The sequence below is a fragment of the Vulcanisaeta sp. EB80 genome (assembly GCF_002078205.2).
Map to the genome: position 1 here is coordinate 1 of NZ_LCWN02000118.1, position 3,058 is coordinate 3,058.

At 46.3% G+C, this 3,058-nt stretch carries 3 protein-coding genes; 2 read left to right on the forward strand and 1 reads right to left on the reverse strand.

From position 1 onward, the window contains the following. Positions 1-198: 198 nt before the first annotated feature. The gene (locus B7L70_RS12185; RefSeq protein ID WP_238376255.1) at positions 199-1,014 is read right to left on the reverse strand and encodes a shikimate kinase; all 816 of its coding nucleotides are present in this window, start codon (positions 1,012-1,014) and stop codon (positions 199-201) included. Between the two features lie 68 nt (positions 1,015-1,082). Here B7L70_RS12185 and B7L70_RS12190 point away from each other — a divergent pair, with 68 nt between their 5' ends. Then, complete coding sequence (locus B7L70_RS12190; protein ID WP_081228416.1) at positions 1,083-1,775, forward strand: type I 3-dehydroquinate dehydratase; 693 nt, start codon at positions 1,083-1,085, stop codon at positions 1,773-1,775. Between the two features lie 70 nt (positions 1,776-1,845). After that, positions 1,846-3,058, forward strand: a 1,213-nt coding sequence (locus tag B7L70_RS12195; RefSeq protein WP_081228417.1) for a zinc ribbon domain-containing protein, incomplete at its 3' end; no start/stop codon positions are given.

Genomic DNA, 3,058 nt, shown 5'->3' on the forward strand with positions numbered 1-3,058 from the left:
CTAACAACATTAGTCCTCACATTCGTGAACTCAACAGGATAAACGCCCTCCCCCGGTATTGCGGGAGTAGTCGGCCCCCGCTCCCCATCTTGAAAGAATTCACCGAGGGAGGGCACAAACAAACAACGAGAACAACACCTTAAAAACCTGACCCACCCTAAAGGGCGAGGCTTGCCATTCAAAATCATGGAGGAGCACCTAGATCGAATAAATCGGTTCAACGAAAACTGTTATTAAGTAATAGCCCCAGGAATTAATTATATAATCTATAAATGGCCCCTCCTCACCAGGTTTAAACACGGCATACACGGATGGTCCATTACCGCTGACGCCCGAGGCCAACGCACCAAGCCTAAGGGCGGCACCTATGGTCTCGAGGGCCTTATGATAACCAAGGGATTCCGCAACCAATATACCATTTACTGTAGCTGCCCTCCATATATCGCCACTTTGGGCTATGCTGAATAACGATGTGTAAATGCCCGATAAAGCCCTTAATCTATCAATGCTTGACAACCTCTTACTCTCCCTGTAGCCCGTTATTACTACGGTGAAATCACCAACTTGCAAATGCTTGATTATGTTCATTGTTCTATTATCCGTCAAAACAACCCCACCTAATATCGCTGCTGAAGCATCATCAAAGGCCCCTGTTATTGATGAGCCATGGGCCTTGGTGATCGCAGCAGCCAACCTGGCACTGTCGACCGGGTTTATGTCCTTACCCAAGAGCCTCATAATTGCATGGACAACACCAACAGCAACGGCGCTATTACTCTTCAACCCACTAGCTCTTGGCACCTGGCTGTCCACTTGAATGCAAATGTCGGTATCAATGCCAATTTTATCCCTTAAATAATTGATTATGAATGTGAGGAACTCATCATGTTCACAAAACCCCTTGGCAACCCTAACCCTCACTGGTAAATTTACAGCAGCAGCTCCACCTAACCACGCGGGTATGGCGTTAACAATACTCACACCACCATATGTTATGTACTCCACATTATCCATGGCCATGCTCTATTTAATATAGGTACTTGAAACTAATACTTTTAAGTTCTAATTATTAGTAACTAGTAATGAGCGCATGGAGCAAACTACTCTTGAATAAGCCCGTGCTCGTATGCGCAATACCGATTAGGCGATTAACATTTCAGTACCTGCCAGCATCCTGCGAGGCTGTGGAGCTAAGGCTTGATTATCTAGACAACATGGAATTAAGCCCTACACTTAGGAGATTCATTGAAGACTATGTATCACACTACCCAACCATAATAACCATTAGGGAACGTGATGAGGGTGGTAACCGCCCAGTTGATCCGGACATTAAGTATAAGATTCTCGAATTAAGTAAAGACGTAGGCGCCCTGATAGACATAGAGGCTTCCTTATTGGCTAAGGACCCGAACACCTACGGCAGCTTGGCAGAAGGATCCATAGTCTCCAGGCACGTGTTTAATAAGGGCGTTAACTCCTACAAATTGGCATTAAACGACATAGAGTTGGCTAAGAGGCATGGGGCGCTTGTTTATAAGATATTTACAGTAAACGATGACGAGATTATGGATCTACTGAACCTAATGGGTAAGGTTGGTATTCATATGGCTGTTATACCAAGAAACCCGATATACAGGGCAACCTCCATTATCATGGGTTCGTCACTCACGTATTGCTCAGTAAAGGGAAAGACAGGGCCTGGACAGCTCAATATAGGGATGTGTAGTAAGATCAAACTACTTAGAAGGTCCCTATCCATGTTTAGCACCGAGTGACAGAAATGGCCAAGCCTCGCCCCTTCTTGTCGTGAGTGGCTTTTAAGTTTGGTTGTTTGTTTTCTTGTGGATGTTGCGTAGGGCTGTGGCTGTTGAGCTGGAAGTCCCCAAGGATGTTTCTAAGCTACTTTATTCTGTAGAGTCTGCGTATCTTGGTATTGTTCGTGAGGTCGTCGAGTACGCTGTTGAGAACAATGTCACGAGTGCGAATAAACTCCAGAGGTTGTTTTACCGCAAGTATAGGCTGGAGTACCCAAGCCTTAACTCGCAATTGACCATCCAAGCCATTAGGCAAGCATCGCAAATCGCGAAGTCATTTATTACACGAAGAAGGAAGGGCTTTGTGAGCAAGCCCTATCCGGAGGTTAGGAGCGTCTCATTGAGGTTTACGGAGAAGGCATGGAGTTATGAGCAATTCATCCGCTCCATAGCACCAATCAGGCTTAGTCTATCACTACTTGGCGAGAGGAGGGAGGTTTGGTTGAGGTTGCACAAGCGCTTCTGGCTCTACTGGTGGAGGGTTTTGAGTGGGGAGGCGGAATTAGCGTCAACGCTAATGATTAAGCGCAAGTTGAACAAGTGGTACGCAATTTTTGTCTTTGAGCTGAAGCCCAGGGAGGAGGAGCCGCAGTCAGTTATTTCCTTCGACATAAACGAGAACACGGTAGCAGTGGGTAGGATTGATATAGTTGCGACAATCGATAAGATTGCAAGTTGGAATAGGCAGTACGCAACGCCACAGTTATACTCGATAAGGACTGATTTTGGTAGACTAGCCAGGAGGTATGAGGCGATTAGGAATGCAATCATCGAGAGGCTAAAACCACACTTCACATTACCGAACGGTAAGTACGCGAACATAACGAACACGAGGGAGTTTAGGAAGCGTGTGAAGAGGTTGAGAGAAGGGGATAGGAAGATTGGTAGGGTTAGGCATGTGGCTAGTGAGTTGACAAAGACTCCGGCGATAATCGTAACTGAGGATCTTGGTGAGAAGCCGCAGGACGAGATGATTAATGGCGTGGGCAAGGGTGAGCTCAGGCATAGGATCAAGCAGACACCATTCAAGGCTTTGGAGGAGGCTGTTGAGGGTAAGGTTTTGGAGCGCGGCTCCAAAATATTCCGTGTCTCATCATACAGAAACAGCAGAGTGTGTCCAATACATTTTGTTAAGCTTGAGAGTACCAATGATTGGCACATATTGCAATGCCCACTTGGACACCTCGTGGATAGGGACTACGCATCAGTAACAAACATGGCTTGGAAGCTAACACCAGAGTCCT

What these genes read in the sequence shown, in the direction of transcription:
- B7L70_RS12190 (WP_081228416.1), top strand. Translation starts at nt 1,083, where the DNA reads ATGAGCGCATGGAGCAAACTACTCTTGAATAAGCCCGTGCTCGTATGC.
- B7L70_RS12185 (WP_238376255.1), bottom strand. Translation starts at nt 1,014, where the DNA reads ATGGATAATGTGGAGTACATAACATATGGTGGTGTGAGTATTGTTAAC.